Annotated in this window: 24 protein-coding genes; 12 read left to right on the top strand and 12 right to left on the bottom strand. The window is 59.1% G+C overall.

The features are described 5' to 3' along the window. Positions 1 to 23: 23 nt before the first annotated feature. Both ACEN8Z_RS24910 and ACEN8Z_RS24905 read right to left on the bottom strand, forming a co-directional pair. A complete protein-coding gene (locus ACEN8Z_RS24910; RefSeq protein ID WP_108231725.1) occupies positions 24 to 518 on the bottom strand; it encodes a SprT family zinc-dependent metalloprotease in 495 nt (164 codons plus the stop codon). Between the two features lie 156 nt (positions 519 to 674). Beyond that, on the bottom strand, positions 675 to 1,277 hold the full coding sequence (locus ACEN8Z_RS24905) for a Yip1 family protein (RefSeq protein ID WP_008003560.1): 603 nt from the start codon (positions 1,275 to 1,277) through the stop codon (positions 675 to 677). Between the two features lie 283 nt (positions 1,278 to 1,560). Here ACEN8Z_RS24905 and ttcA point away from each other — a divergent pair, with 283 nt between their 5' ends. Both ttcA and ACEN8Z_RS24895 read left to right on the top strand, forming a co-directional pair. After that, on the top strand, positions 1,561 to 2,385 hold the full coding sequence (gene ttcA / locus ACEN8Z_RS24900; RefSeq protein WP_015096458.1) for a tRNA 2-thiocytidine(32) synthetase TtcA: 825 nt from the start codon (positions 1,561 to 1,563) through the stop codon (positions 2,383 to 2,385). Positions 2,386 to 2,513: 128 nt separating this feature from the next. After that, positions 2,514 to 3,188 (top strand): DNA-3-methyladenine glycosylase I, encoded by a 675-nt coding sequence (locus ACEN8Z_RS24895; RefSeq protein ID WP_495595992.1) that lies wholly within the window; start codon positions 2,514 to 2,516, stop codon positions 3,186 to 3,188. Between the two features lie 118 nt (positions 3,189 to 3,306). On the opposite strand, the gene ACEN8Z_RS24890 is transcribed toward ACEN8Z_RS24895, so the two are convergent. The 3 genes from ACEN8Z_RS24890 to arsC are packed head-to-tail and all read right to left on the bottom strand — an operon-like array spanning position 3,307 to position 4,680. Further along, positions 3,307 to 3,732: a DUF2069 domain-containing protein gene (locus tag ACEN8Z_RS24890; protein ID WP_008003643.1), complete on the bottom strand. Its 426-nt coding sequence runs from the start codon at positions 3,730 to 3,732 to the stop codon at positions 3,307 to 3,309. Between the two features lies 1 nt (position 3,733). Beyond that, positions 3,734 to 4,330: an NAD(P)H:quinone oxidoreductase gene (wrbA, locus tag ACEN8Z_RS24885; RefSeq protein ID WP_495595991.1), complete on the bottom strand. Its 597-nt coding sequence runs from the start codon at positions 4,328 to 4,330 to the stop codon at positions 3,734 to 3,736. Then, positions 4,327 to 4,680, bottom strand: coding sequence for an arsenate reductase (glutaredoxin) (gene arsC, locus ACEN8Z_RS24880; protein ID WP_108231721.1), 354 nt, complete (start codon positions 4,678 to 4,680; stop codon positions 4,327 to 4,329). Before arsC ends, wrbA begins: the two co-directional genes overlap by 4 nt. Before the next feature lie 114 nt (positions 4,681 to 4,794). On the opposite strand from arsC, the gene ACEN8Z_RS24875 reads away from it, so the two are divergent. Beyond that, a complete protein-coding gene (locus ACEN8Z_RS24875) occupies positions 4,795 to 5,262 on the top strand; it encodes a TlpA disulfide reductase family protein (RefSeq protein WP_008003648.1) in 468 nt (155 codons plus the stop codon). A 92-nt stretch (positions 5,263 to 5,354) separates the two neighbouring features. Here ACEN8Z_RS24875 and ACEN8Z_RS24870 read toward each other — a convergent pair whose 3' ends face one another. The 4 genes from ACEN8Z_RS24870 to ACEN8Z_RS24855 form a co-directional block, all read right to left on the bottom strand. Next, positions 5,355 to 5,759 carry an META domain-containing protein gene (locus tag ACEN8Z_RS24870; protein ID WP_116261868.1) on the bottom strand — a complete coding sequence of 135 codons (405 nt, stop codon included), beginning with the start codon at positions 5,757 to 5,759 and terminating at the stop codon, positions 5,355 to 5,357. Continuing rightward, a complete protein-coding gene (locus tag ACEN8Z_RS24865) occupies positions 5,759 to 6,193 on the bottom strand; it encodes a hypothetical protein (RefSeq protein ID WP_007988765.1) in 435 nt (144 codons plus the stop codon). The genes ACEN8Z_RS24870 and ACEN8Z_RS24865 overlap by 1 nt, the downstream gene beginning before the upstream one ends. 77 nt (positions 6,194 to 6,270) lie before the next feature. After that, positions 6,271 to 7,263: a 2-hydroxyacid dehydrogenase gene (locus ACEN8Z_RS24860; protein ID WP_495595990.1), complete on the bottom strand. Its 993-nt coding sequence runs from the start codon at positions 7,261 to 7,263 to the stop codon at positions 6,271 to 6,273. 195 nt (positions 7,264 to 7,458) lie between these two features. Beyond that, positions 7,459 to 10,212 carry a response regulator gene (locus ACEN8Z_RS24855; RefSeq protein WP_495595989.1) on the bottom strand — a complete coding sequence of 918 codons (2,754 nt, stop codon included), beginning with the start codon at positions 10,210 to 10,212 and terminating at the stop codon, positions 7,459 to 7,461. A 214-nt stretch (positions 10,213 to 10,426) separates the two neighbouring features. Between ACEN8Z_RS24855 and ACEN8Z_RS24850 the strand changes: the two genes are divergently transcribed. The 3 genes from ACEN8Z_RS24850 (at position 10,427) to ACEN8Z_RS24840 (ending at position 13,137) form a co-directional block, all read left to right on the top strand. Further along, a complete protein-coding gene (locus tag ACEN8Z_RS24850) occupies positions 10,427 to 11,146 on the top strand; it encodes a response regulator transcription factor (RefSeq protein ID WP_495595988.1) in 720 nt (239 codons plus the stop codon). Further along, a complete protein-coding gene (locus ACEN8Z_RS24845) occupies positions 11,136 to 12,494 on the top strand; it encodes a sensor histidine kinase (RefSeq protein WP_495595987.1) in 1,359 nt (452 codons plus the stop codon). Before ACEN8Z_RS24850 ends, ACEN8Z_RS24845 begins: the two co-directional genes overlap by 11 nt. Positions 12,495 to 12,633: 139 nt before the next feature. Then, positions 12,634 to 13,137, top strand: a complete 504-nt coding sequence (locus ACEN8Z_RS24840; RefSeq protein WP_495595986.1) for a hypothetical protein — start codon at positions 12,634 to 12,636, stop codon at positions 13,135 to 13,137. 46 nt (positions 13,138 to 13,183) lie between these two features. Here ACEN8Z_RS24840 and ACEN8Z_RS24835 read toward each other — a convergent pair whose 3' ends face one another. Then, positions 13,184 to 13,564: a hypothetical protein gene (locus ACEN8Z_RS24835; protein WP_495595985.1), complete on the bottom strand. Its 381-nt coding sequence runs from the start codon at positions 13,562 to 13,564 to the stop codon at positions 13,184 to 13,186. 465 nt (positions 13,565 to 14,029) lie between these two features. On the opposite strand from ACEN8Z_RS24835, the gene cysM reads away from it, so the two are divergent. From cysM to ACEN8Z_RS24805, 6 genes are all read left to right on the top strand, one after another. After that, on the top strand, positions 14,030 to 14,932 hold the full coding sequence (gene cysM, locus ACEN8Z_RS24830; protein WP_007997169.1) for a cysteine synthase CysM: 903 nt from the start codon (positions 14,030 to 14,032) through the stop codon (positions 14,930 to 14,932). Then, entirely contained in the window at positions 14,932 to 16,284 is a 1,353-nt protein-coding gene (rlmD, locus tag ACEN8Z_RS24825; RefSeq protein ID WP_495595984.1) for a 23S rRNA (uracil(1939)-C(5))-methyltransferase RlmD, read from the top strand. Before cysM ends, rlmD begins: the two co-directional genes overlap by 1 nt. A 122-nt stretch (positions 16,285 to 16,406) precedes the next feature. Next, complete coding sequence (gene relA, locus ACEN8Z_RS24820; protein WP_442096884.1) at positions 16,407 to 18,650, top strand: GTP diphosphokinase; 2,244 nt, start codon at positions 16,407 to 16,409, stop codon at positions 18,648 to 18,650. 126 nt (positions 18,651 to 18,776) lie between these two features. Further along, entirely contained in the window at positions 18,777 to 19,610 is an 834-nt protein-coding gene (mazG, locus tag ACEN8Z_RS24815; protein ID WP_442096883.1) for a nucleoside triphosphate pyrophosphohydrolase, read from the top strand. A gap of 28 nt (positions 19,611 to 19,638) precedes the next feature. Next, positions 19,639 to 20,181: a DUF2058 domain-containing protein gene (locus ACEN8Z_RS24810; RefSeq protein WP_108231709.1), complete on the top strand. Its 543-nt coding sequence runs from the start codon at positions 19,639 to 19,641 to the stop codon at positions 20,179 to 20,181. A gap of 187 nt (positions 20,182 to 20,368) precedes the next feature. Then, a complete protein-coding gene (locus tag ACEN8Z_RS24805) occupies positions 20,369 to 21,316 on the top strand; it encodes a hypothetical protein (RefSeq protein ID WP_442096882.1) in 948 nt (315 codons plus the stop codon). A 57-nt stretch (positions 21,317 to 21,373) separates the two neighbouring features. Here ACEN8Z_RS24805 and ACEN8Z_RS24800 read toward each other — a convergent pair whose 3' ends face one another. Further along, on the bottom strand, positions 21,374 to 21,562 hold the full coding sequence (locus tag ACEN8Z_RS24800; protein WP_108231707.1) for a hypothetical protein: 189 nt from the start codon (positions 21,560 to 21,562) through the stop codon (positions 21,374 to 21,376). A 399-nt stretch (positions 21,563 to 21,961) separates the two neighbouring features. Further along, entirely contained in the window at positions 21,962 to 23,182 is a 1,221-nt protein-coding gene (gene fabB, locus ACEN8Z_RS24795; RefSeq protein ID WP_007974551.1) for a beta-ketoacyl-ACP synthase I, read from the bottom strand. Positions 23,183 to 23,189: the final 7 nt, after the last annotated feature.

Below are 23,189 nucleotides of genomic sequence, written 5' to 3'. Positions count from 1 at the left end.
GCGAGCAGTCACCAAAAAAACAACTATTCGACCCGCATCTCCCCACTGAACACCAAGGTATGGCGACACCGCCGGCACAAATACCGCCGCCCTTGGCGAACCAGGCTGTGGCGCTGGGCCGAGAACGGGAAGTCGCTGTCGGCGCACGGGCACTTGTAGATGTAGCGGGTCACGCTGCGGCGTTTGACGTCATAGGTGTGGCAGCGGTTGGGCGGCAGTTCGTACACGCCGCGCATGATCAATTGCCACTCTTCGCCATGGGGCTGGATGCGCTCGCCGAACAGCTGATGGGCGATCAGGTGCGCGACTTCATGGGCCACGGTCTGCTTGAGGAAATCTTCAGTGTTTTCCCGGTACAGCTGCGGATTGAAGCGCAGCAGGTTCTCGTGCAAATGCGCGACACCGGCTTTCTGCCCGCGCAGCTTGAGGCTCACCACGGGGCGCTTGAAAGGTCGTTTGAAAAAGGATTCGGCTAGTTGGAAACAGTCTTCGACGCGGGTATTGAGTTGCTCGGGCATGCTTGATGGATCTCCAGAGCGCTCGAGTATGCCGCAACCCTCGGGCCTTGCGAATCACCAGGTTGCCGAATGGTCGTGTGCCTTCTCGTTCTTGAAGATGAAAAGGCCGCCTTGCGGCGGCCTTTATCGGCAGTTCTGATTTTCAGTGATGTGCGGCTAACTGGTGTAGACCGGCCCCACGCCGAGTCCCCAGACAATCACGGTGAACGCCATGATGGCGACCAGCACCACCAGGCCTACGGCGAGCACCGAACTTGAAAACAGGAAGCCCTCGTCAGATGGAATGTTCATGAATGTCGGTAAGCCCACATACAGCAAGTACACCGTGTAGCAGATGGCTGCGGTGCCGACGATCATCCCCAGCCACAAGTGCGGGTACAAGGCGGCGAGGCCGCCGATGAACAGCGGTGTAGCGGTGTAGGTTGCAAACGCAATGCAGCGGGCGAGGCTTGGGTTGGCGTCATAGGTGCGGGCCATCCAGTGGATGAATGCGCCCATTACCGCTACACCGCCGAGCATCGCCAGGTACGACATGATCGTCATCCATACCGCGCTTTCTACGGTCAGCATCACGGGAGGCCGATTGCCGATGACCCAGCCGACCTGTGTGGTGCCAATAAAGGCAGACACGGCGGGGATCGCCGCCAGGATCAGCGTATGGGTCAGGTACATGTGGCTGATGCTTTCCTCCTGGTCGCCACGGATTTCTTTCCATTCTTGGTCAGGGTGGGTGAAGAGCCCCACTACGTGATGGATCATGCCAGTCACTCCTCTTGTTTTTACCGTCGCCCCCCAGTGGAGCGCCTACAGGCCAATGCGGCCAGGCAAGTCATAGGTCTGAAGATAATATGCGACCTTATGTCGCAGTATAGGGAGGAGTTTCCTCAGAGGGAGTAGGGGCATTAGAGCAAATCGCGCTGTAAACCCGGTTGTTAATCGCCGTCGGGTCTGTGCGGTATGACACCTGTGGCGAGGCACTTCGCCCCTGAAGCGTTTTTGCGTAAAATGCGGGCCTTTCGTCACACCTCACGGATTTCGCGTCATGGGCACTCTCACGGTCAACCAGAACAAACTGCAAAAGCGCCTTCGCCGACAGGCCGGTGAGGCGGTTGCCGATTTCAACATGATTGAAGACGGCGACAAGGTCATGGTCTGCCTGTCCGGTGGCAAGGACAGCTACACCATGCTCGATGTGCTGATGCACTTGCAGAAGGTCGCGCCGATCAAGTTCGAGATCGTGGCCGTGAACATGGACCAGAAGCAGCCGGGTTTCCCGGAACACGTGCTGCCGGCCTACCTGAAAGAACTGGGTATCGAGTACCACATCGTCGAGAAAGACACTTACTCGGTGGTCAAGGAGCTGATCCCGGAAGGCAAGACCACATGCTCGCTGTGCTCGCGCCTGCGTCGCGGCACGCTCTACACCTTCGCCGACGAAATCGGCGCGACCAAGATGGCCCTCGGTCATCACCGCGACGACATCGTCGAAACGTTCTTCCTGAACATGTTCTTCAACGGTTCGCTCAAGGCCATGCCGCCAAAACTGCGCGCCGACGATGGCCGCAACGTGGTGATCCGCCCGCTGGCCTACTGCAACGAAAAAGACATCCAGGCCTACTCGGACTTCAAGCAATTCCCGATCATTCCGTGCAACCTCTGTGGTTCCCAGGAGAACCTGCAGCGTCAGGTGGTCAAGGAAATGCTCCAGGACTGGGAGCGCAAGACTCCGGGCCGTACCGAGAGTATTTTCCGCAGTCTGCAGAACGTCATCCCGTCGCAACTGGCGGACCGCAACCTGTTCGACTTCACCAGCCTAAAGATTGACGAAAGCGCCGCTTCGCGATTCGTCAACGTGGTCAACCTCTGATTAAAACAGTGGGAGCGGGCTTGCTCGCGAATGCGTAGTGTCAGTCGACATCAATGTTGAATGACGCACCGCCTTCGCGAGCAAGCCCGCTCCCACTTTGGTTTTCGTTTCAATCCTCAGGAGAGGGCATGCGCGATTACAAGTGGCTCAATGAATACTGTCTGAACCGCTTCGGTTCGGCGGCTGAACTGGAAGCCCATCTGCCCGTTCCCAAGACTCCGGCGCAACTGCGCAAGATCAGCGACGATCGCTACCTCTCGATGATGGCGCTACGAGTATTCCGCGCCGGGCTCAAGCACAGCCTGGTGGATGCCAAGTGGCCGGCTTTCGAAGAAGTGTTCTTCAAGTTCGACCCGGAAAAAGTCGTGCTGATGAGCGCCGAACACCTTGAGCGCCTGATGCAGGACACGCGGATCATCCGTCACCTTGGCAAGCTCAAGAGTGTGCCGCGCAACGCACAGTTCATACTCGATGTGGCCCATGAAAAGGGCAGCTTCGGTGCACTGATCGCCGACTGGCCGGTGACCGATATCGTCGGGCTCTGGACGTTCCTGAAAAAACGCGGCCATCAGTTGGGTGGGCTGTCAGCCCCGCGCTTCCTGCGCACGATCGGCAAGGACACTTTTGTACCGAGCTATGACGTGGTGGCGGCGCTGAATGCGCAGGACATCATCGACAAGGTGCCGAGCAGTCTGCGCGACCTGGCGTTGGTGCAGGACGTGTTCAACCAGTGGCATGAGGAAAGTGGCGGGCGGCCGATGAGCCAGATTTCGATGATGCTGGCTTATACCGTCAATCATTGAGACCGCGTCGCCCCCTTCGCGAGCAAGTCGAATCGTCGCACCGCCGCTCCCACATTTGAAATGCGATCAAATGTGGGAGCGAGCTTGCTCCGGGCGGTGTTCCGACGAAGGCGATGTATCAGGCGACAGAGATTTCGCCTTCGCCCGCCAGCTTACGGTTCAACTGGTACCGCCAGCGCACATACAACAGCGCCGAGCAGAACACCGCCAGGCTCGCGCCCATCTCCAGCAAGCCGAAGATTTGCCGGTTCGGGTCATAGGCAGCCAATGCGCCCTTGATGAAATACAGGTTCACCACAAAGCACATCCATGAATGCCCGCGCGGGCTGCCGACGATCATCCCCGGCGCCAGAATCAGCAGCGGCACCAGCTCGATCAACAGAATCACCCAAGGGCGTGCACCGTGCAGGTCGGCGACCGCCAGGTAGTAAACGCAAAGCAGCCCCACCAGGCCGAAAAAACACAGCAGGCTGATGACGCGCATCGCCTTGACGCGTGGTTCGAGCCATTCGAGGGCGGGCAGGATCTTCGGCTTCTTGGCCACCTCAGCTCTCCAGTTTCTGTGCAGTCTTGGCCAGGCGAATGCCGAGTGCCCGGCACAGCGCCACTTCATGGGAGTCCAGGCCGCTTTTGCCATCAGCACCGGCGTGGTGGCTGGCGCCGTATGGCGTACCGCCGCCCTGGGTTTCCAGCAATGCCGATTCGCTGTACGGCAGGCCGGTGATCAGCATGCCGTGGTGCAACAACGGCAACATCATCGACAGCAGCGTGGTTTCCTGGCCGCCGTGCAGGCTGGCCGTAGAGGTGAACACACCGGCCGGTTTACCGACCAAAGCGCCGGTCAGCCACAGGTTGCTGGTGCCATCGAGAAAGTACTTGAGCGGCGCCGCCATGTTGCCGAAGCGGGTCGGGCTGCCGAGCGCCAGGCCGGCGCAGTTCTTCAGGTCGTCGAGGCTGGCATACAGCGCACCTTCGTCGGGAATTTCCGGCGAAACGGCTTCGCACTCGGTGGAGATCGCCGGCACGGTGCGCAGGCGGGCTTCAAGCCCGGCCTGTTCGACGCCACGGGCAATCTGCCGGGCCATTTCGTTGGTCGAGCCGCTGCGGCTGTAGTACAGAACCAGAATGTACGGTGCACTCATGGCAACAGTTCCAGGATCTGCTCCGGTGGGCGGCCGATGACGGCTTTGTCACCGACTTCGAGAATCGGTCGCTCCATCAGTTTCGGGTGGGCGGCGATGGCGGCGATCAATTGCGCTTCGCTCAGGCTGCTGTTGGCCAGGTCGAGGGTTTTGTACTCGTCCTCGCCGGTGCGCAGCAATTGCCGGGCGCTGATTCCGAGTTTGCCCAGCAGACTCTGGATTTGCGTGGCGTCCAGCGGAGTCTCCAGGTAACGGACCACGGTCGGCGTCAGGCCACGGGCTTCAAGCAGTTCGAGCGCACCGCGGGATTTCGAGCAGCGCGGGTTGTGATAAAGCGTCAGATCGGTCATGAGCGGGTCGCATCTTGCGTAAGGTGGCGGCTATTCTAACTGTGCAGCGCGCAATCCAGAACCGTGAGAGGCGATGGGTCGCAGGCGCATTCAATTTTTGACAAGGAACACGACATGACAAGGCGACTGGCAGCGGCATTGGCGATCATCGGGACGTTGATGCTGGGGGGCTGCGGTAATGACTATGGCATCGATCAGAATGGTCAGAAGGTCGTCGCCGATCGACTGGACGGCAAATGGCTGGTGCTCAACTACTGGGCAGAATGGTGCGGACCGTGCCGTACCGAGATTCCGGAGTTGAACACTTTGGCCGAGCAGCTCAAGGACAAGAAAATTGGTGTGTTCGGGGTCAACTTCGACAACGTCCAGGGGCAGGAGCTGAAGGGCGCGAGCGAGAAACTGGGGATCAGGTTCACGGTGCTGGCCCAGGACCCTTCCGAACTGTTCGAGCTGCCGCGCAGCGAGGCGTTGCCGGTGACGTACATCATCGATGACAAGGGCAAGGTGCGTGAGCAGTTGATGGGTGAACAGACGGCGGCGGGGGTGCTGGCGAAGCTTGAGGCGTTGCAGGCTAAAAACTGATCAGGTGATCGTTGTCACTGTGGTGATCGGGCTTTTGCGGCGAGGGCAAGCCCCTCGCCACAGGTTTCACTTGAATGGAAATGGGGGGGGTATCACCCCTCCTCAAGCCACCAACGCAGCGGCTTGCCTTCGGCTGGCCAGAAGCGTATCTGCTCGATCGGGGAGACGTCCCAGCGCTGGACATTTTCCAGCGCCTGAAGGAAGCGTTTTTCCTGTTCCATCAGCGCCGGCGCGCACAGTTTGCGGGTGCTGCCGATTTTGCCGAAGGTCAGTTTTTCACCCTCAAGGGTGTACGGCGCGAACCAGTGGTTGCAGCCACCGTTGCCGTAGGCCCGGCCATCTTCGCCGAGGGTGATGGTCAGGTGGCTGTAGTCCATCAACGGCCGCTCGCCGATCCATTCCAGAATGTAGCTGCGATTGTGTTCAAGCTGCACCGGCTCGGCGGCGCAGCCCAGCAGGCTGGCGCCGACCGTGGCGGTCAGAGCGAGGCGTTTCATCACGCAGGCTCCTGGCATTTCGGGCACAGGTGTTTCTCGCCGACGGTGGTCCAGCCCAGCTCGGCAATCCGCGCGGTGGCGGCAGGTTTTTCGGCCTTATTGCCCAGCTTGGCGTCGACGGCGAACTCGAAGCTCAGCTCTTTGGCGCAACTGTCGCAGTTCACTTGCCAGGTGTGGATGGCCAGTTCGCCGAACACCGGGCCACTGGCCACCGCGACCCATTGACCAGGCGGGTTGATCAGGTGGCGAACCGTTTCGACGGTCAGGCGCATGGACAAGTCCTTGGCGCCCTTGAGGGTGACCACCAGCACGTCATTGTTGCGAATCGAGCCGCCGTTGCCGGTCACTTGATAACGCCCCGGCACCAGGGCGCGGCATTCGGTGAGGGTGTGTTGCGGGTTCATCAGGCTGTAGCGGAAATCGTGTTCGACCATGGGTCCTCCAAATATGCGCGATATGCTAGCACGGGCTTGCGCGCAGCATGGGGCGGGCATACGACCTTCGATCAGGTTCAGTCGTCCGCCACACGATTCTCTGGCTTGCCTGCCATCCACGACGCGATATTGTGCAAGGTGGTTGCGGCAATCGCGCCCAGGGCTTCGCGGGTCAGGAAGGCCTGGTGTGCGGTGACGATCACGTTGGGGAAGGTCAACAGCCGCGCGAGCACATCGTCCTGCAAAGGCAGGTCGGAGCGGTCTTCGAAAAACAGCTGTGCCTCCTCTTCATAGACATCCAGCCCCAGATAACCCAGCTGACCGTCCTTCAGTGCGTCGATCAGCGCCGGCGTATCCACCAGGCCGCCGCGACCGGTGTTGATCAACATGGCACCCGGTTGCATGTGCGCCAGGGATTCGCGGTTGATCAAATGCTTGCTCTGTTCATTGAGCGGGCAATGCAGGCTGATGATCTGTGATTCGGCCAGCAGTTGAGGCAAGCTCATGTAGCGAGCACCCAACGCTTCGACCTGAGGGTTGGGGTAAGGGTCGTAGGCCAGCAACTGACAGCCGAAGCCGTTCATGATCCTGGCGAAAGTCGCGCCGATCTGCCCGGTGCCGACCACGCCGACGGTCTTGCCCACCAGATCGAAACCGGTCAGTCCATGCAGGCTGAAATCGCCTTCACGGGTCCTGTTGTAGGCACGGTGCAAGCGTCGGTTGAGCGCCAGGATCAACCCCACCGCGTGCTCGGCCACGGCATGGGGCGAGTAGGCCGGGACCCGCACAATCGCCAGTCCCAGGCGCTTCGCCGCTGCCAGGTCGACATGGTTGTAACCGGCCGAACGCAGGGCGATCAGACGTGTGCCGCCGGCAGCCAGGCGTTCGAGCACCGGGGCGCCGAGATCATCGTTGATAAAGGCGCAGACCACCTCGTGATGTTCCGCCAGTGCCGCCGTATCCAGGCTCAGTCGCGCCGCTTGAAAGTGCAGCTCGACGCCGGCGGGCAGCTCGGCGGCGAGAAAACTGTCGCGGTCGTAGGTCTGGCTGCTGAAAAGAATCGTGCGCATGCTGTCCCCCTGAGAGTTGAAGCTTTCTGTAGCAGCTGGCGAAGCCTGCGTTCGGCGGCGAAGCCGTCACAAAACAAGCTGCCGCAGTTCTGCAGGTTAGCCGCGGATACGGGTTTTACGACGGCTTCGCCGCCGAACGCAGCCTTCGGCAGCTGCTACATTAGCTTTCATGCAACCTGGCAGGGTTGCGCTGAATCAAGCATTGATACGCGCGTGGGCGGCCAGGCGATTGATCGCCCGGTCGAGATCTTCCAGTGCAACGCTGGCTTTCGGGTCCTGTTGCTTGAGCAGGGTTTCGCTGCGTTGGCAGGCTGCGCGCAATTGCGGTACGCCGCAGTAACGTGTCGCGCCATGCAGGCGATGGACCCGTTCGATCAGGGCATTGTGATCGTTGCTTTGCTGAGCGAGGCGGATGGCTTCGCGGTCAGCTTCCAGGGATGCGAGCAGCATCGCCAGCATGTCCGCGGCCAGATCTGCCTTGCCGGCAGCCAGGCGCAATCCTTCCTCGTGGTCGAGCACCAACAGGTCATGGGCGCCGCCATGCATATCGCCGGAGCGCTCCGGGCTGTGATTTCGCAGCGCCAGGCCGCTCCACTTCAGCACCACCTGCGCCAATTGGCGTTCGCTGATCGGTTTGGTCAGGTAGTCGTCCATGCCGCTTTGCAGCAGTGCGCGTTTTTCGTTGGCCATGGCGTGGGCGGTGAGGGCTACGATCGGCAGCGGCGTGCAATGCCGTTCGCTTTCCCACTGGCGGATCGCCTCGGTGCTCTGGCGGCCGTCCATGCCGGGCATCTGCACGTCCATCAACACCAGATCGAATGTCTCGTTCTGCACCGCCTTGACGGCGGCATAACCGCTTTCCACCGCGAGCACCTTGGCGCCCATGTCTTCGAGCAGGGTCTGCACCAGCATCAGGTTGGCCGGATTGTCGTCGACGCAAAGCACCTTCGGTGCACGGCTGGACACCGGTTCACCTGGCTCGCTGCGCATCGGGCGCGGGCTGATCAGGTCAGACAGAGAGCGTCGCAGCTTGCGGGTGCAGGCCGGTTTTGCCTGGAGCTGGCTGTGGGGGTTGGGCACGGAAAGATGGAACAGCGTCTGTTCCGTGGTCGGGCACAGCACCAACACCTTGCAGCCAAGATGCTCGAGGTCCCAGATATGCTGGTTGAGGCGTTCCGGCGGCATGTCGTTGCTGGTGATGCCGAGCACGGCGAGGTCGATTGCCTGATCGGTCTGGTGAGCGGCGGTCACGCCATTGGTCAGACTTTCCAGGGTATTGAACGGTATGGTGCTGAGGCCGCAATCTTCCAGTTGATGCTGCAACGCCTGCCGAGCCAGTTCGTGGTTTTCCAGCACCGCCACCCGACGCCCGAGCAAGGGCGCGGCGGGCAGGTCTTCGGCATCGTCGCGGGCTTTCGGCAGGCTCAGGCTGATCCAGAATTCCGACCCTTCCCCCGGTGTGCTGTCGACGCCGATCTCGCCGCCCATCTGTTCGATCAGGCGCTTGGAAATCACCAGACCCAGGCCCGTGCCGCCGGGTTGCCGCGACAGCGAGTTGTCAGCCTGGCTGAAGGCCTGGAACAGGGCGCGCACGTCCTGGTTCGACAGGCCGATACCGGTGTCCTGAATGCTGATGCGCAATTGCACAGTGTCTTCGTGTTCTTCTTCGAGCATGGCACGGGCGGCGATGGTGCCTTCGCGGGTGAACTTGATCGCGTTGCTCACCAGGTTCGTCAGGATCTGCTTGAGTCGCAGCGGGTCGCCCACCAGTGACAGTGGCGTGTCCCGATACACCAGGCTCACCAGTTCCAGCTGCTTGGCGTGGGCGGCCGGGGCGAGGATGGTCAGGGTGTCTTGCAGCAGGTCGCGCAGGTTGAACGGAATGTGGTCGAGCACCAGTTTGCCCGCCTCGATTTTCGAGAAGTCGAGAATCTCGTTGATGATGCCCAGCAGGCTGTCGGCGGATTTTTCGATGGTGCCCAGGTAGTCGAGCTGGCGCGGGGTGAGCTCGCTTTTTTGCAACAGGTGGGTGAAACCGAGAATGCCGTTGAGCGGCGTGCGGATTTCATGGCTCATGTTGGCCAGGAATTCGGACTTGATCCGGCTCGCTTCCAGGGCCTCCTTGCGCGCCAGGTCCAGCTCGATGTTCTGGATCTCGATGGTTTCCAGGTTCTGGCGCACGTCTTCGGTGGCCTGGTCGATGCTGTGCTGCAATTCTTCCTGGGCGTTTTGCAGGGTGCCGGCCATGCGGTTGATGCCGGAAGCCAGTTCATCCAGTTCCTGGCTGCCGAGGGGCGGCAAGCGGGTTTCCAGGTGGCCGTCCTTGAGTTGAGCCACGGCTTGCTTGATCTGGCTCAACGGCCGATTGATCGTGCGGCCCATGCGCAGGGCCAGCAGTGCCGCACCGATCAGTCCCGCACTGATCAACATCAGGCTGGCGAACAGGCTGCGGTAACCGCGCAACAGCATGCTGTTATGGGACAGTTCAAGTTCGACCCAGCCCAGCAGGCGGTCGGCTTCTTCGGGAATCACGTCCCCGGCCAGGTTGCGGTGTTTGCCGAATACCGGCAGCAGGTAGCGGGTCGCATCGCTGCCGCTGCGGCGCAGCATTTGCGTGCCGCTGCCGGAGGGCGTCTGATTGAGCATGGTCGGGCCGGCGTGGGCCAGCAGCGTGCGATCGGGAGCCAGGAAGGTCACGGCCCGTACGTCGGTTTGTTCCAGGGCCTGGGTGGCGATGCGTTCGAGCAGTTCGTTGTCCTGATGACCCATGGCCGGCGCTGCCAGCGGAGCCAACTGCTCGGCGATCATTTCGCCGCGCTGCATGAGTTGGGCTTGCAGGTCAGCCTGTTGCATCCAGGTAAAATAACCTCCCAGCACCAACGCCATGAGGCTGGTTGGCAACAGGGTCAGCAACAGCACGCGGCCTTTGATTCCCAGTTTCTTGAGCACGCATCTCTCCTGCACCCGCTATTTATCGACCGGCACATGCATCCGCCATGCACCACTTGCGCAGTGTAGCGATTTGCTCGCGGGCAATCCTGGTAAAAATGGTGCCGTCATTCGTCGGCCCGGGCGACTCATTGTCGATACGGACAAACCGTGGGTTGCCCCTGGCGAGGCAATCTTGAATAATCACTCAACTGAGAATTATTTACAGATAGCCATGACTCCCATCACTGCCGGCCTCCCCCGAATCCTGTCCATCGAAGACGACCTTGTGCTCGGAGCTTACGTTCATGAGCATCTGGACCGTAGCGGATTCCAGGTGACCTGGTGCCAGAACGGCCAGGAAGGCCTGGACATTGCTCGCCGGCAACCTTTCGACGTGGTGCTGATGGATATTCTGCTGCCGGGCATGGACGGCCTGGCGGTACTGACCCAATTGCGCCAGAGCCATTCCACCCCGGTGTTGCTGATGTCGGCCCTCGGTGCCGAGGCCGATCGCATCAGCGGCTTTCGCCTGGGGGCCGATGATTACCTGCCAAAACCCTTCAGCATGGTGGAGTTGCGGGTGCGCATCGAAGCCATTCTGCGGCGGGTGGCACTCGACCGCCGACCCGCGCCCACCGTCTCGGCCCCGTCGATGGACAGCCTGCGTTTCGACGATGAAAGCTTCGAGGTCTTTTACGGCGAACAGGCTGCCGGCCTGACCCGCAGCGAGTATCGGTTGCTGGAGATGCTGCACCGCAGCGCCGACGAAGTATTGAGCAAAGCTTTCCTTTATCAACAGGTGCTGCAACGCGGCTATGCGGCCCACGACCGCAGCCTGGACATGCACGTCAGCCAGATCCGCCGCAAGCTCAAGGCCATTGGCTACACCGGGCGCGAAGTGCGTACGGTATGGGGCAAGGGTTACATCCTGAGCGCCGCCGATGAAATGTAACTTGCCGGGCAGGCATTCGCTGTTCTGGAAGCTCGCTTGCCTATTGGTGGCGTTCTGCTTGCTGATGATCTGGCTCAGCTGGTCCTGGGGACGCTACATGGAGCAGCGCAACCAGTTCCTCTCGGATGAAGCCCGAGGCACCCTGACGCGCTATGCCGCCGAGGCTGAGCAAGCATGGCACCGGCGACAGAGCGCCGGTGTCGATGACTGGCTGCAAGGCATGTCTCAGCGGGAAAAAGGCTGGGTCGGTGTCATCGGCGGTGATTTGCAGTCCTTGAGCAACCAGTCGCTGACGGACAAGGAAGTCGAACGCCTGACTTTTTTGCGCGGCCTCGATTGGCCAGTCCACAAGAAAGGCCGGCCGTGGATGCGCGTACCGTTTCCCGGCGACCCTTCCGCCGGCAGCCTGGTGATCGAGTTACCCGAACGCTTCGTACCCGGGCATTACCGAGTGTTCTGGCGGGTGATCACTAACGGCGTGATTCCGGGATTGTTCACCTTGCTGTTGTGCGTCGGGCTGTATCGCCTGTTGGTGGTGCCACTCAACCATCTGCGCGCACAGGCCAACGCCTGGCGTGCCGACCAACTGAACGTACGGCTGTCGACCCGAACCACCAATCGATCGGATGAGTTGGGTGAATTGGGCCGGGCGTTCGATCACATGTCTGAACGCCTGCAAAGCACCGTGGCCTTGCAGCAGCAACTGCTGCGCGACCTGTCCCACGAATTGCGCACACCTTTGAGCCGCCTGCGGGTGGCCAGTGAAAGCGAGCAGGGGCTGGAGCCATTGCGCGAACGCATCGGCCGTGAGGTCGATGGCATGCAGCGCCTGGTGGAGGACACGCTGCAACTGGCGTGGCTCGATACCGAGCGCACCCGATTGCCCGACGAAGCCATCCAGATCCAGGCCCTGTGGGAAATGCTCACGGAAAATGCCTGCTATGAAAGTGGCTGGCCCGATACTCAGTTGCAATGCACGGTGGATGCATCCTGCTGGGTTCGCGGTCACCTCAACACCCTGGCCCAGGCATTGGAAAACATACTGCGCAATGCGATTCGCCATTCGCCGAAGGGTGGTGTCGTGAGTCTCGGTGGACGGTGTGATGGCGATTTCTGGCACCTGTGGCTGGAGGATCAGGGCGGCGGTGTGGCGGACGCTGATCTGGAGCGGATCTTCCTGCCATTTACCCGCCTCGATGGGTCGCGGCCGGGGGATGGCGGGTTTGGGTTGGGGTTGAGCATTGCCAGGAATGCAGTGCAGCGGCAGGGCGGGCAGCTTTGGGCGCAGAACACCGGGAGCGGGTTGCGGATGAATATGCGGTTATTGGTTCATACATCACCGGTTTGATCAGATGATGTTCGCAATGCTTAGTTGGATATAACTTGCAACATGTTTTAGGTGGGGTAGGCGAGTAAGGGGCTAAAGAACTGAAGTTTGATACCGATACCTGTTTTGCGAATAAAGCCCAAGAGAGGACGGTAAAAAAATGATAATAAGTTATCCACCCTTGTCGATGAAGGTTGATCCTTATGTTGTCAATAATCCCGGGGAAACAAAGAATGTTTATACAATAACGGAGGCGGATAAGGCCGAAAGTACGTTGAATTTCACAAGCGAATTTTCAATTGATGATCTGAAAAGCTTACTAAAGGGCTATGATTTCACGTCGGTCACTACCGATGAGCTTGTAGAGGTTGGCGCGATATTCTTCGAAAAGGGTTTGATTGATTCAGGTGTGTTTGGTTTTTTTATATCCGGGAACAAGGCGTTTGATGAAAATGGTCATCAGACAGCAAGAAGCGTTAAGTACAATGCGATAGCCATGTTTAATCAGATGTTCGAGGAGCGATTGGCTGTTAGTGGGTCGTATTCCAATCCGGGATTTCATGAGATAACCAAGGATTTGTTACGTACGAATCACACCATCGCAGCTCTCTCTTTTTTTGCAGGTTCGGATCAAAACGATCTGTCCGTAAGCATTAAAGCCTGAGCGCACCGGTGCCCGGAAAACTACCGGGCACCGGCAATCCTAATGCTTACCGTCCATAGCGCGTGGTGCCGGAATAGCCTTTGGCTACATTGTGTTCATTTTTTAGGCGGACTCTGTAAGTGCCTAGTCGGCCCAGTGCAGAAACATTTTGGCGGTTGCCACCGTCGACTTCGCTCCAGTTTGAACCATCCAGTCTGTCAATGAACAGGTATGGAGGGGAGCCAGAACCAAGACCTGTAATAGTGGATGAAATATTCGCCTGTTGGCATCCGTTCGCACTGGTGATAGTAAATGGTCCCTGTACAGTTGTTTCTGAGTTTGCAGGGAGAATGCCACTATAAGAGTTTTGCATGTAGATGCATGCTGCCGAAACCTGGCCGGCGGCAAATATCAGTCCCGCGAGAGAAAGCGTAAAAAAAGTCTTCATATTGTTTCTTCCTTGATGTAAGTCCATTTTGACAAAATTGAAGGTGTGAGCATCGCATACGAGCTGTCGCGTTTCCCGGCACCCTATGAAAAGTCAGGCGTCTTGTTTGACTGATCATGGAAAAAGATTATCTGCTACCTCTGATACTCACTAGTTCATGCATGCCGTTGCAATGCGCAGGAAACTTCCGATGAATGCATTCTTTTTTCTTACAGAAAATTGCATTTTCTGACAGCGATTTGTTACCCCTTGTTTTTAAAGGGATGGGAAGCTGCGACAGGTGCTTGTCTTCGTGTCGTGCGAGCAGGGCTGTAGGGTCGGGGCTTGCCCGCGAACAGGCCTGTACATTCAGAACGAGTTTCTCCCTTATTCCCATAAACCATAAGCACCACACTTTGCGTGATATGGCCTGGGAACGTTTGCCGGTATGATAGGTGCCCCCGCAGTCTGGATTGCGAATACGCCATGACCTTGCAGTACCCAACCATCGCCGATTGCGTCGGCAACACTCCGCTGGTCCGTTTGCAGCGCCTGCCCGGCGCCACCAGCAATACCCTTTTACTCAAGCTCGAAGGGAACAACCCGGCAGGTTCGGTCAAGGACCGTCCGGCGCTGTCGATGATCACCCGCGCCGAACTGCGCGGGCAGATCCACGCTGGCGATACGCTGATCGAAGCGACCTCGGGTAACACCGGGATCGCCTTGGCCATGGCCGCTGCGATCAAGGGTTACAAGATGATCCTGATCATGCCGGACAACTCCAGCGCCGAGCGCAAGGCCGCCATGACCGCCTATGGCGCCGAGCTGATTCTGGTCAGCCAGGAGCAGGGCATGGAAGGCGCCCGTGACCTCGCGCAGAAGATGGAAGCCGAAGGTTGCGGCAAGGTGCTGGATCAGTTCGCCAACGGTGACAACCCCGAGGCGCACTACACCACCACCGGCCCGGAAATCTGGCGCCAGACCCAGGGCACCATCACCCATTTCGTCAGCTCCATGGGCACCACCGGCACCATCATGGGCGTGTCGCGCTACTTGAAAGAGCAGAACGACAACGTGCAGATCATCGGCCTGCAACCGATGGAAGGCTCGGCGATCCCGGGTATCCGCCGCTGGCCTCAGGAATACCTGCCCAAGATCTACCAGGCTGACCGCGTGGACCGGATCGTCGACATGGCGCAAAGCGAAGCCGAAGACGTGACCCGTCGTCTGGCCCGCGAAGAAGGTATTTTCTGCGGCGTGTCCTCGGGCGGTGCCGTGGCGGCAATGCTGCGCCTGTCCAAAGAAGTTGAAAACGCGGTGATCGTCGCGATCATCTGCGACCGTGGCGACCGTTATCTGTCGACCGGCATTTTCGACGCGCCCAACTGATGGCCAAACATGAAAGAGGCCTGCGTTTCCAGCCCACCGGCGGCAGCAAGGCCCCGCAAATCCCGACTGGCAAAAAGCAGCGCCTGAGCATCGAGCGCCTGGCCAATGACGGTCGCGGCATCGCGTTTTTCGAAGGTCGCACCTGGTTCGTCATCGGCGCGTTGGCCGGTGAAGAAGTCGAGGCGCGGGTGCTCGGTGCCCACGGCAAAGTGGTCGAGGCGCGCACCGAACGGGTATTCAAGGCCAGCGAAATGCGCCGCCCGGCACCGTGCGCCCATGCCGGCCGTTGCGGCGGTTGCAGCGTGCAGCATTTGCCTCACAACGAACAACTTGCCCTGAAACAGCGCATGCTCGCCGAGCAATTGTCCAAAGTCGCCGGTGTCGAGCCCGAGGAATGGGCCGCGCCATTGAGTGGTCCGGAGTTCGGCTACCGTCGTCGCGCCCGCGTCGCAGTGCGCTGGGACATGAAGGCGAAAAAACTCGAAGTCGGTTTCCGTGCCGCCGGCAGCCAGGACATCGTGGGCATCGATGACTGCCCGGTGCTGGTACAGCCCTTGCAACCGATCATGGCCAGCTTGCCGGAGATGCTGCGGCGCTTGAGCAAACCCCAGGCACTCGGGCATGTGGAGTTGTTCAGCGGCTCGACACTGGCCGTGTTGCTGCGGCACATGGCGCCGTTGTCCGACGCCGACCTGAGCATCCTCAAGGATTTCTGCGCGTTCCATGAAGCCCAGTTGTGGCTGCATGGCGCCGGTGAACCGCAACCGGTCGAGGCCGATCAATCGTTGGGCTATCGTCTTGAACAGTGGGATCTGGAGTTGGCTTACCGGCCAGGGGATTTCATCCAGGTCAACGCCGGGGTCAACGAAGCGATGGTCGCCCAGGCGCTGGACTGGTTGAAGCCGACAGCGGATGAGCGCGTACTCGATCTGTTCTGCGGCCTGGGCAACTTTGCCCTGCCATTGGCCAAGGCCGCTCGTGAAGTGGTGGCGGTCGAAGGCGTGCAGGTGATGGTCGATCGGGCAGCGGCAAATGCGGCTAGCAATAATCTGCATAACGCGAAGTTTTTTCAGGCCGATTTATCCCAGCCTTTGTCGGGCGCTGAATGGGCCGCCGAAGGCTTTTGTGCGGTACTCTTGGACCCACCGCGAGACGGTGCTTTCGAGGTTGTTCGCAAGCTCAAGACCCTGGGCGCCGAACGGTTGGTGTACGTGTCGTGCAACCCGGCAACTCTGGCGCGCGACACAGTCGAATTGATCAAGCAGGGCTACCGGTTAAAACGTGCCGGGATTCTCGATATGTTTCCTCAAACGGCACATGTCGAGGCCATGGCGTTATTTGAAGCGAGCTAGGATGCTCGTCTGGTCCGACTGGCCCGCCCGTGCAGCCGCGCACCCAGCCCGACGTGGGCGCACGGGCAACGAAGGTCAGCGATTTGACGCATTGAATCTGCGTCGTAGGGAAGGTAAGCAAGATGGTACAGGTGAGAGCACACCAGCCGATCAACACCGACGGCAGTATCAATCTCGAGGCTTGGCTCGATCATGCGGTGAGTGTCGATCTGGCACTGGATCGCGAAGCCTTGAAAGAGGCCTGCGAGTACGCTCGCGAGGCTGAGCAGCAAGCCAATGCGGCACAGAATCTGTGGTCGGAAGGGAACTCCACGTTCCGTACCGGCCTGGAGATCGCCGAGATTCTCGCCGATCTCAAACTCGATCAGGATTCACTGGTCGCCGCGATCCTGTATCGAGGCGTGCGCGAGGGCCAGATCAAGTTGCCGGCCGTCAGCCAGCGCTTCGGTCCGGTGGTGGCCAAACTCATCGACGGCGTGCAGCGCATGGCCGCGATCAGCGACAGCCTGAGCCCGCGCAAATCCCTGGTGCTGGGCACACAGGGCCAGGTGGAAAACCTGCGCAAGATGCTGGTGGCCATGGTCGACGACGTCCGCGTCGCCCTGATCAAACTGGCCGAGCGTACTTGCGCAATCCGTGCGGTGAAAACCGCCGACGACGAAAAGCGCAACCGCGTGGCCCGTGAAGTCTTCGACATCTACGCACCACTGGCCCATCGCCTGGGTATCGGTCACATCAAGTGGGAACTGGAGGACTTGTCCTTCCGTTACCTGGAGCCGGACCAGTACAAGCAGATCGCCAAGTTGCTCCATGAGCGGCGACTGGATCGCGAGCGCTTTATCAGCGATGTGATGAGCCAGCTGAAAAACGAATTGCAGGCCACCGGCGTCGATGCCGACATCAGCGGCCGGGCCAAACACATCTATTCGATCTGGCGCAAAATGCAGCGCAAGGGTCTGGAGTTCAGCCAGATCTACGACGTGCGCGCCGTTCGTGTGCTGGTGCCGGAAATGCGCGATTGCTACACCGCGCTCGGCATCGTCCACACCCTGTGGCGACACATTCCGAAAGAGTTCGACGACTACATCGCCAACCCCAAGGAAAACGGCTATCGCTCGCTGCACACGGCGGTGATCGGGCCCGAGGGCAAGGTGCTGGAAGTGCAGATCCGCACCCACTCGATGCACGAAGAAGCCGAGCTCGGCGTATGCGCGCACTGGCGCTACAAGGGCACCGACGTCAAGTCCGGTTCCAATCACTACGAAGAGAAAATCTCCTGGCTGCGTCAGGTGCTCGAATGGCACGAAGAGCTGGGCGACATCGGTGGCCTGGCGGAACAGCTGCGGGTCGATATCGAGCCTGACCGGGTCTACATCTTCACCCCGGACGGTCACGCCATTGACTTGCCGAAGGGCGCGACCCCGCTGGACTTCGCCTACCGCGTACACACCGAAATCGGTCACAACTGCCGCGGCGCCAAGATCAACGGGCGTATCGTACCGCTCAACTACAGCCTGCAAACCGGTGAACAGGTCGAGATCATCACCAGCAAGCATGGCACCCCGAGCCGCGACTGGCTGAACCCGAACCTGGGTTACATCACCACGTCGCGGGCGCGGGCGAAGATCGTTCACTGGTTCAAGTTGCAGGCTCGTGACCAGAACGTCGCGGCCGGTAAAACGCTGCTTGAGCGCGAGCTCAGTCGCCTCGGTCTGCCGACGGTGGATTTCGACAAGCTGGCTGACAAGGCCAACATGAAAACCGCCGAAGACCTGTTCGCCGCCCTCGGCGCCGGGGATTTGCGCCTGGCGCAACTGGTCAACCTGGCTCAGCAACTGGTCGAGCCGGAGCGTGGCAACGAACAGCTGGAACTGATTCCACGCAAGGCCACCGGCTACAAACCGGGCAAGCGCGGCGATATCCAGATCCAGGGCGTCGGCAACCTGATGACCCAGATGGCCGGCTGCTGCCAGCCATTGCCGGGCGATGCCATCGTCGGTTACATCACCCAGGGCCGCGGCGTGAGCATTCATCGCCAGGACTGCGCCTCGGTGCTGCAACTGGCCGGGCGTGAGCCCGAGCGAATCATTCAGGTTAGCTGGGGGCCGGTACCGGTGCTCACCTATCCGGTGGACATCGTCATCCGCGCCTACGACCGTTCCGGTTTGCTGCGTGACGTCTCGCAGGTGCTGCTCAACGAGCGGATCAACGTGCTGGCGGTCAACACCCGCTCGAACAAAGAGGACAACACCGCGCTGATGTCCCTGACCATCGAGATTCCAGGGCTGGATGCACTGGGGCGGCTGCTGGGGCGGATTTCCCAGTTGCCGAACATCATCGAAACCCGGCGTAACCGGACACCATAAGACATGTAGGAGCGAGCTTGCTCGCGATGGACGTTAACGATGACGCGAGCAATCAGGTTAAACGCGCCGTCCTCAGGTTCTTCGCGAGCAAGCTCGCTCCTACAAAGAGCGGGCAGAGATTGATCGATGTATAGCCTTGAAGATTTATTGCACCTGATGAACCGCCTGCGCGACCCGCAGTACGGTTGCCCATGGGACATCAAGCAAACCTACGCCACCATCGTCCCGCATACCCTTGAAGAAGCCTACGAAGTCGCCGACGCCATCGAGCGTGGTGACTTCGATCACTTGCAGGGTGAGCTGGGCGATCTGCTGTTCCAGGTGGTTTATTACAGCCAGCTGGCTCGCGAAGAAGGGCGCTTCGAGTTCGCCGGCGTGGTCGACAGCATCACCCGCAAGCTGATCCGTCGTCACCCTCATGTGTTTCCCACCGGTGACCTGTATGCGCCGCTGGATGTCCCGCGCCTGAGTGAAGAGCAGGTCAGGCAGCGTTGGGAAGAGATCAAGGCCGAGGAGCGCGCGGAGAAATCCTCGGCACCTGAACAGCTGTCATTGCTCGATGATGTTCCGGCCGCACTGCCGGCGCTGTCCCGCTCGGCCAAATTGCAGAAGCGCGCAGGGCAGGTCGGCTTCGACTGGCCGGACGCCTTGCCGGTACTTGATAAAGTGCGTGAAGAGCTCGATGAAGTCCTCGAAGCCATGTCGGAAAACGATCCCGAGGCCGTGGCCGACGAGATCGGCGACCTGCTGTTTTCCGTGGTCAATCTGGCGCGGCATCTCAAGGTCGATCCGGAAACCGCATTGCGTGGAGCCAACGGCAAGTTTGAAAGACGCTTTCGTTTTATCGAACAGGCATTGCGCGACACCCGTCGTCCCATGGAAGATTGCACCCTCGAAGAGTTGGACGCCTTGTGGGGCGAAGCCAAACGTCAGGAAAAGAATTTGCCCAGCTGCGGTTGAGCCGTGGCCTAAGTGAGTAATAAGCACCATGAGCATTTCCCTTCGCGACCAGTTGCTCAAAGCAGGGCTGGTCAACCAGAAGCAGGCCAAGCAGGTCAGCAAAGACAAGCAGAAACAACAACGCCTGGCCCACAAAGGCCAGATCGAGCTGGATGATTCCCAGCAGCGCGCGGCGCAGGAAGCCATGGCCGAGAAGGTCAAGCGCGACCAGGAGCTCAACCGCCAGCAGCAGGAGAAAGCCGAGGCCAAGGCTCGTGCCGCGCAGGTCAAGCAATTGATCGAAGTCTCGCGCCTGCCGAAACTGACGACCGAGGATTACTACAACTTCGTTGACGACAAGAAGGTCAAGCGCATCTCCGTCAACACCCTGATGCGCAACAAGCTCAGCAGCGGTTCGCTGGCCATCGTGCATCATGCTGGTGGCTACGAAGTAATTCCGCGCGAGGCGGCGTTGAAGATTCAGGAGCGCGATCCGCAGCGCATCGTGCAACTGAACGTCAAGACAGAAGAGGTAAGCACCGAGGATGATCCATACGCGGCCTATCAGATTCCTGATGATCTGATGTGGTAACAGATTCAATGCTCTAGCGGGCTTACATGTTTGCTAGTAATTTGCATGATTTATATATTGAGCCCGAAAGATTGTATCGATACGATCTTTCGGGTTTTCTTTTGCCAAAAAATAATATCCTTTTATAAGGGTGTTTGTGTCTGGGGAAAACAAATGGAATGACCTTTAGTATCTAAGGATGGAATAAATGCTTGTAAGTATCGCTTCGTTACGCCAACCCACTTTCAAGTCGCAGTTTTCACAGCCGCGACTGCCCGGACAATCCATTCGCGATTATCTTGACGATGAACTTGTCGCTCGTGCCGAGCTTGTACTCCGAAAAATCAAGATCGCTGCAAAAGCTGCTCGCGAGGATCATGGCGCGACCGCTTGTGTTTTCTTTACCCTGCCTGAGTTCTTCTGGAACATTCCCTGGCGAGAGGTTCGCAATGAAGAGGAACTCCATGAGTTGAACTCTGCCTATCTGGAGAAAGTACCAGCCTGTATAGCTTCATTGAGGACCGAACTGCCAATGGAACGCTATGGCAAGATCGTATTGCTGGCGGGAAGCTGTGCGACACTCATCAAAGTCGGAGAAGGTGAATCAAGTTATTACGATGTTATTAATTACTTGCTGGCGATCACCAATAAAGAATTTGAAGTCGATATGCCTTTGATGTCGATGTGGCCAAAGCGCCATGTATCAGGTATCGATTTTGGCAAGCACCTGGCTTCGGATGGAGACTTTTGGCTGTTCAAGATTTCCGAGGAAGTCGAAGTCAGGGTGAAGAAGCTCAGCAGCGTGCGGGCTGAACACAGTTATTTCGGTGGTTATGAAGGGAGGTTCATCAATAGCCTCGTCTATGGCTGTCCTTTTGCAATCAATCTGTGTCTGGATTACTACAGTCTGAAAGAAGGCGAGCGCGACATTCAAGTTGAGCTGACGGAGGCAAAAATCGATTTCCTGATCGCCTGCGGCATGAGTTTCGATTATGCCAAGCGTCATCCGTCATCGCTGCAGTATTCGATCCGTAATGACGGAATGGGCGATGGCGAGGTCGAGGTGGTCAGGCTTCAAGCGGGCTGGATTGTTGAAAGTGTCCCCTCGGTGCCGATCGAAGACGACCTTCATTTGACGTTGATCGAGGTTGTCTGATGTGGATGCAGCCTGCCCGGCAGGAAGGGGCAGGCTGCACGGTGGTGGGGTCTGTTCTCAACCGGTTGCGAGCTGGCGTTTACGCTCGAGCATTTCCAGCTCGGCCCTGTAGTTTTGTGCGTCGGTCTCGGAATGGAACATCCCGACCAGCAGGTCTTGTTGATGCACGTCCCAGATCCGGATACCGGCGGCTACACCCTCGTGGGATTTATGTGAATCGTCGCGTTCAGTTACTTTTACAGTCATCTGCTAGCTCCAATCTCTGTTATCTGCAGCAAGGCATGTGCAGGCCTCTGTTATAAAGTTTGGTAGCTTGCTAAGTAAATAACCGAGTTTGGTAACGGTTTTTTGCAAAAACGGAAACAGTCATGCAGCCCGCTAAATACGCGACATTCGGTCGCAGGTCATTGAGTTTCATGACAAACGTTTCATGTTTGTGACGATGAAACTGCAGGCTGAATGCAAAACCTGTGGGAGCGGGCTTGCTCGCGAAAGCGATTTAACATTCAACATGGATGTCGGCTGACTCACCGCTTTCGCGAGCAAGCCCGCTCCCACAAGGATGTGGTGTTGCCCTATTTTCAGACGAAAAAAAACGCCCCGAACCAGTCGGGGCGTTTTCATGTGCGGCTTGGCAGCGGGAAATTACTTACCTTCCCAGCGCTTCAGTACCAGCGTGGCGTTAGTGCCACCGAAACCGAAGCTGTTGCTCATCACGGTGTTGATGGTGGCGTTTTCGCGGGTCTTGGTCAGCACCGGCAGATCGGCCACTTCAGGGTCCAGCTCGTCGATGTTGGCGGAACCGGCAATGAAGTTGCCTTCCATCATCAGCATGCAGTAGATCGCTTCGTGAACGCCGGCGGCGCCCAGGGAGTGACCGGACAGGCTCTTGGTGGAGCTGATGGCCGGAGCCTTGTCGCCGAACACTTCACGCACGCCTTTCATTTCCGCGACGTCGCCGACCGGGGTCGAAGTGCCGTGGGTGTTCAGGTAGTCGATCGGGGTATCGACGGTGGACAGCGCCTGCTGCATGCAGCGGATCGCACCTTCACCGCTTGGGGCAACCATGTCGTAGCCGTCGGAGGTCGCGCCGTAGCCAACGATTTCCGCGTAGATCTTCGCACCACGGGCCAGAGCGTGTTCCAGCTCTTCGACCACGACCATGCCGCCACCGCCGGCGATGACGAAGCCGTCACGGTCAGCGTCGTAGGCACGGGAGGCTTTTTCCGGGGTGTCGTTGCGCTTGCTGGACAGGGCGCCCATGGCGTCGAACAGGAACGACTGGCTCCAGTGTTCTTCTTCACCGCCACCGGCGAAGACGATGTCCTGCTTGCCCATCTGGATCTGTTCCATGGCGGTACCGATGCAGTGAGCACTGGTGGCGCAGGCAGAAGCGATGGAGTAGTTCAGGCCCTTGATCTTGAATGGAGTGGCCAGGCATGCGGAAACGGTGCTGCTCATGGTCCGTGTGACGCGGTATGGGCCGACGCGCTTGACGCCTTTCTCGCGCAGGATGTCCAGCGCTTCCATCTGGTTCAGGGTCGATGCGCCACCGGAACCGGCGATCAGGCCGGTACGCGGGTTGGAAACCTGCTCTTCGGTCAGGCCCGAGTCGGTGATGGCGTCTTTCATGGCCAGGTAGGCATAAGCTGCCGCGTGGCCGACGAAGCGATAGATCTTGCGATCGATCAGTTCTTCAAGGTTGAGGTCAATGGAGCCGGAAACCTGGCTACGCAGACCCATTTCGGCATATTCCGGGTTGAACCGGATGCCAGGGCGGCTTGCACGCAGGTTAGCGGAGACGGTCTCTTTGTCATTGCCCAGGCAAGAAACGATGCCCAGACCAGTGATAACGACGCGGCGCATGCGGATA

This window comes from Pseudomonas sp. Pseusp10 (genome assembly GCF_059492225.1).
The sequence above is the reverse complement of the archived record's forward strand: the minus strand, read 5'-3'. Positions and strand labels throughout refer to the sequence as shown.

Bases quoted from the DNA above. Each gene is read 5' to 3' on its own strand.
- ACEN8Z_RS24910 (WP_108231725.1), bottom strand. From the start codon at position 518: ATGCCCGAGCAACTCAATACCCGCGTCGAAGACTGTTTCCAACTAGCC.
- ACEN8Z_RS24905 (WP_008003560.1), bottom strand. From the start codon at position 1,277: ATGATCCATCACGTAGTGGGGCTCTTCACCCACCCTGACCAAGAATGG.
- ttcA (WP_015096458.1), top strand. From the start codon at position 1,561: ATGGGCACTCTCACGGTCAACCAGAACAAACTGCAAAAGCGCCTTCGC.
- ACEN8Z_RS24895 (WP_495595992.1), top strand. From the start codon at position 2,514: ATGCGCGATTACAAGTGGCTCAATGAATACTGTCTGAACCGCTTCGGT.
- wrbA (WP_495595991.1), bottom strand. From the start codon at position 4,330: ATGAGTGCACCGTACATTCTGGTTCTGTACTACAGCCGCAGCGGCTCG.
- arsC (WP_108231721.1), bottom strand. From the start codon at position 4,680: ATGACCGATCTGACGCTTTATCACAACCCGCGCTGCTCGAAATCCCGC.
- ACEN8Z_RS24875 (WP_008003648.1), top strand. From the start codon at position 4,795: ATGACAAGGCGACTGGCAGCGGCATTGGCGATCATCGGGACGTTGATG.
- ACEN8Z_RS24870 (WP_116261868.1), bottom strand. From the start codon at position 5,759: ATGAAACGCCTCGCTCTGACCGCCACGGTCGGCGCCAGCCTGCTGGGC.
- ACEN8Z_RS24865 (WP_007988765.1), bottom strand. From the start codon at position 6,193: ATGGTCGAACACGATTTCCGCTACAGCCTGATGAACCCGCAACACACC.
- ACEN8Z_RS24860 (WP_495595990.1), bottom strand. From the start codon at position 7,263: ATGCGCACGATTCTTTTCAGCAGCCAGACCTACGACCGCGACAGTTTT.
- ACEN8Z_RS24850 (WP_495595988.1), top strand. From the start codon at position 10,427: ATGACTCCCATCACTGCCGGCCTCCCCCGAATCCTGTCCATCGAAGAC.
- ACEN8Z_RS24845 (WP_495595987.1), top strand. From the start codon at position 11,136: ATGAAATGTAACTTGCCGGGCAGGCATTCGCTGTTCTGGAAGCTCGCT.
- ACEN8Z_RS24840 (WP_495595986.1), top strand. From the start codon at position 12,634: ATGATAATAAGTTATCCACCCTTGTCGATGAAGGTTGATCCTTATGTT.
- ACEN8Z_RS24835 (WP_495595985.1), bottom strand. From the start codon at position 13,564: ATGAAGACTTTTTTTACGCTTTCTCTCGCGGGACTGATATTTGCCGCC.
- cysM (WP_007997169.1), top strand. From the start codon at position 14,030: ATGACCTTGCAGTACCCAACCATCGCCGATTGCGTCGGCAACACTCCG.
- rlmD (WP_495595984.1), top strand. From the start codon at position 14,932: ATGGCCAAACATGAAAGAGGCCTGCGTTTCCAGCCCACCGGCGGCAGC.
- relA (WP_442096884.1), top strand. From the start codon at position 16,407: ATGGTACAGGTGAGAGCACACCAGCCGATCAACACCGACGGCAGTATC.
- mazG (WP_442096883.1), top strand. From the start codon at position 18,777: ATGTATAGCCTTGAAGATTTATTGCACCTGATGAACCGCCTGCGCGAC.
- ACEN8Z_RS24810 (WP_108231709.1), top strand. From the start codon at position 19,639: ATGAGCATTTCCCTTCGCGACCAGTTGCTCAAAGCAGGGCTGGTCAAC.
- ACEN8Z_RS24805 (WP_442096882.1), top strand. From the start codon at position 20,369: ATGCTTGTAAGTATCGCTTCGTTACGCCAACCCACTTTCAAGTCGCAG.
- ACEN8Z_RS24800 (WP_108231707.1), bottom strand. From the start codon at position 21,562: ATGACTGTAAAAGTAACTGAACGCGACGATTCACATAAATCCCACGAG.
- fabB (WP_007974551.1), bottom strand. From the start codon at position 23,182: ATGCGCCGCGTCGTTATCACTGGTCTGGGCATCGTTTCTTGCCTGGGC.